5 protein-coding genes and 1 pseudogene are annotated in these 2,775 nt (G+C 66.2%); 4 read left to right on the top strand and 2 right to left on the bottom strand.

Annotation, left to right across the window (positions count from 1 at the left end; all coding sequences use genetic code 11):
- Positions 1–271 (bottom strand): annotated as a pseudogene (locus tag QMG73_RS46055) (phosphoenolpyruvate carboxykinase (GTP)); the annotation flags it as partial.
- Positions 272–406: 135 nt separating this feature from the next.
- Between QMG73_RS46055 and QMG73_RS46050 the strand changes: the two are divergent.
- From QMG73_RS46050 to QMG73_RS46035, 4 genes are all read left to right on the top strand, one after another.
- Positions 407–706 carry an ArsR/SmtB family transcription factor gene (locus QMG73_RS46050; protein WP_281906497.1) on the top strand — a complete coding sequence of 100 codons (300 nt, stop codon included), beginning with the start codon at positions 407–409 and terminating at the stop codon, positions 704–706.
- A 49-nt stretch (positions 707–755) separates the two neighbouring features.
- Positions 756–1,085 carry a hypothetical protein gene (locus tag QMG73_RS46045; protein WP_281906496.1) on the top strand — a complete coding sequence of 110 codons (330 nt, stop codon included), beginning with the start codon at positions 756–758 and terminating at the stop codon, positions 1,083–1,085.
- 171 nt (positions 1,086–1,256) lie between these two features.
- A complete protein-coding gene (locus QMG73_RS46040) occupies positions 1,257–1,457 on the top strand; it encodes a DUF2795 domain-containing protein (protein WP_281906494.1) in 201 nt (66 codons plus the stop codon).
- Positions 1,458–1,957: 500 nt separating this feature from the next.
- Positions 1,958–2,494, top strand: a complete 537-nt coding sequence (locus QMG73_RS46035) for a flavodoxin family protein (protein WP_281906492.1) — start codon at positions 1,958–1,960, stop codon at positions 2,492–2,494.
- Here QMG73_RS46035 and QMG73_RS46030 read toward each other — a convergent pair.
- Complete coding sequence (locus tag QMG73_RS46030; protein WP_281906498.1) at positions 2,474–2,674, bottom strand: WS/DGAT domain-containing protein; 201 nt, start codon at positions 2,672–2,674, stop codon at positions 2,474–2,476. The genes QMG73_RS46035 and QMG73_RS46030 overlap by 21 nt on opposite strands.
- Positions 2,675–2,775: the final 101 nt, after the last annotated feature.

Here is a 2,775-nt window from a genome sequence, read left to right as displayed (position 1 = left end):
AGCAGATGAACGTGCGCTCCTCGACCCGTGCGACATCGGACGGGTCGGTGCGCGCCCAGAACGAGTTGGGCTTGCGTGCCGCGTCGAGCCGGACAAGCGTGCCGGCCTCGACCAGTTCATCGGTGAGCCGCCGCCACTCGGCCTCGGAGCCGTCACACCAGACGACCCGGTCGGGTGTGGTCAGATCGGCGACCTCACGAACCCATGCGAGGAGCTTCGGGTGGTGGGTAGGGGCACTGTATCCGCCAGAGGCTCTCGCTATCACCTGCATCGCCCGGCCCTCCCGACGTCATCTACCAAGACCCTAGATAGATGCTAACTTTAGCAACTAGTAAGCTATGCGGGGCTGGAGGTGTCTGGCAATCCTGCAAGTCGACGGTGAGCCACCCTGGCTGGGGAGGATGCGATGGTCCCGCTACACCAGGCCAAGGCGGAGTTCTTCCGCATGCTTGGCCACCCGGTCCGTATCCGGGTCCTCGAACTGCTCGGCGACAAACCCATGCGCCGCGCCGGCATCGTTACCGCCACCCGCGAGGGCAACACCGCCCGGTACGCCCTGCCGGGACCGGACGCGGCAGACCTGATGCGCGCCGCACGCCGGTTCCTGACCGGGTCACTGGCCAACCAGAGCGAGCTACTCGACGCGCTGCACGGTAGAGACGACTCGGCCACCCTCGGCCATCACCCGGACCGAGCCGCGGCATGACCGGGGGCGACTTTCCCATACGGCAGGTGTGTCACGAAGGACAGCGATCATGAAGCCGCCAGCCCAATGCGCGGCGTGGGACGCGTACCGAGCGGTGAACACCGGCCTGCTGCCCGCCTTGCGCGGCAACGGGATCGACAGCGCGGTGGTCAGGTCACAGCTCGGCGCGGTGGCCGTCCGGATCGTGCGGTACTCACCCCTGTGGGGCGTCCATGGCGCGATGCTTGTCGACGCACTACACAGTGCGATGCGCCTGTATCGCCTGGGCGACGGTGACGAGCTCGTGGGCCTGATCCACGACGTTGGCGACCGGCTTTACCTGCTATCGGCCAGCCCCAATCGGCAACACCACAACGGCGAGGATCCCGCGTCACCGTAGTCCCCTCCGGCTCAACCCCGCGTGCGTTCGACGCGCGAACCCTTTGCGAACACACCATCGACCCGGCGTGGCCCGCCGATTCATTCTCTCGTTTGGCGGGCCACGCCGTCCCACCCTCGACTGCCCGCCCGACCAACAAGCCCGCCTGATAGGGGAGACCTGTTGCCGACCGTGACCCGAATCGAACTCGCCAACCACATCGAAGCGGCCTTCGCCCATGGCCCCTCCACCCGTGACAGCCTGCTCGCCTACGCCGTGGGCAGCCACGCCCGACCGGAGATCATCACCACCCTCGAGAACCTGCCCGACAAGCCGTATGGCAGCATCCGCGACCTCTGGTATGACCTGCCCGACGTACCCGTCAACTCATAGTGCAGACCAGATGGCGCAGGGCAGCGCCCAGGGCATCCGGCAACCGACAGCGTCTCCGACCCGGTGCAACAAGCCGGCTACCCGAGTCGGCGAGCACAGTCAGTTTGGCGACTTGCCTGGTCAGGCGGCATCTGACGGTGCTTCTCATTGTGGCTCAGACATCTAAAACTCATGTCGGCTGGGTAGCACGGAGGGCTACGGCCTTCGACGTGAGGTCAGGCGGTGCAGCATGGTTTGGGCTGGCGGGTGGTTAGCTCGGATGCGGCTGGGTCATGTGCGATCGCGCTTCACGCCGTACGAGCGTAGGTGTGCTGATCGCGGTGCCGCCGGCCACTTCATAGCACTGGAACGTCCTGACAAGCTAGCCGACAACCTGCTGAATCCGGCGGCATGACCGCCCATTGGCGGGTGCGTGAGCGGAGTCTCCGGGCGCACAGGACTTCCGGCCCTACGGGCTGTGCGCGGATGCGGCGCAGGCTAGTGGCGTGGAGGTGGTTCCCATGACGGAGTCGATGCGCGCTCTTGTGGTCTACGAGTCGATGTACGGCAACACGCACGCCGTGGCCGAGGCCATCGGCGAAGGCTTGGCGGCCGGATACCAGGTCGATGTGGTACCGGTGGCGCGAGCGACCGAGCAGTTGCTGGAGCAGACCGATTTGCTGGTGGTGGGTGGCCCGACGCACGCGCACGGAATGAGCCGCGCCACCACTCGTGACGGGGCGGTGACCGATGCCTACAAGCACGGAAGCACCCTGACTCTTGACGCCGATGCCGAAGGGCCGGGCCTGCGGGACTGGCTCGACGCACTGCCGGCGACGATGCACGCGAAAGCGGCGGCATTCGACACCCGCGTCGACATGCCGGCGTGGCTGACGGGCCGGGCTGGCAAGGGCATCGCAGGGCAGTTGCGCAAGCATCACCTGGCACTAGTGGCAGAACCGGAAAGCTTCCTGGTGACCAGGCAGAACACGCTGCAGGAGGGTGAGGCGGTACGCGCCCAGCAGTGGGGACGGCTGCTAGCCGCCACAGCTGGTTGACGTGAGCGTGTCGAACTCGCGCTGTACGTAGCGCGCGAGTGCTGGAAGGTCTGGGCAGCGGTCGGGATGGGCGATGATCGTCATGTTGAGGGTGCCGGCGTAGGAGAGTGCGGCGAACGCGATGGTGACGTTGCCCGGAACCACGGTCACTGGGTAGATGGCGGTGACGGCAGTGCCCAGGAAAGTTCAGGCCGACTTCGGGACCACGTATGTTGGTGACGAACGTATTGACCTGCCGCTGGCGGTTGATGAACCAGGCGAACAGTCCCACCCGGGCTAGT

It is taken from the genome of Phytohabitans aurantiacus, from assembly GCF_027923225.1.
GTDB lineage: Bacteria > Actinomycetota > Actinomycetes > Mycobacteriales > Micromonosporaceae > Phytohabitans > Phytohabitans aurantiacus.
The sequence above is the reverse complement of the archived record's forward strand: the minus strand, read 5'-3'. Positions and strand labels throughout refer to the sequence as shown.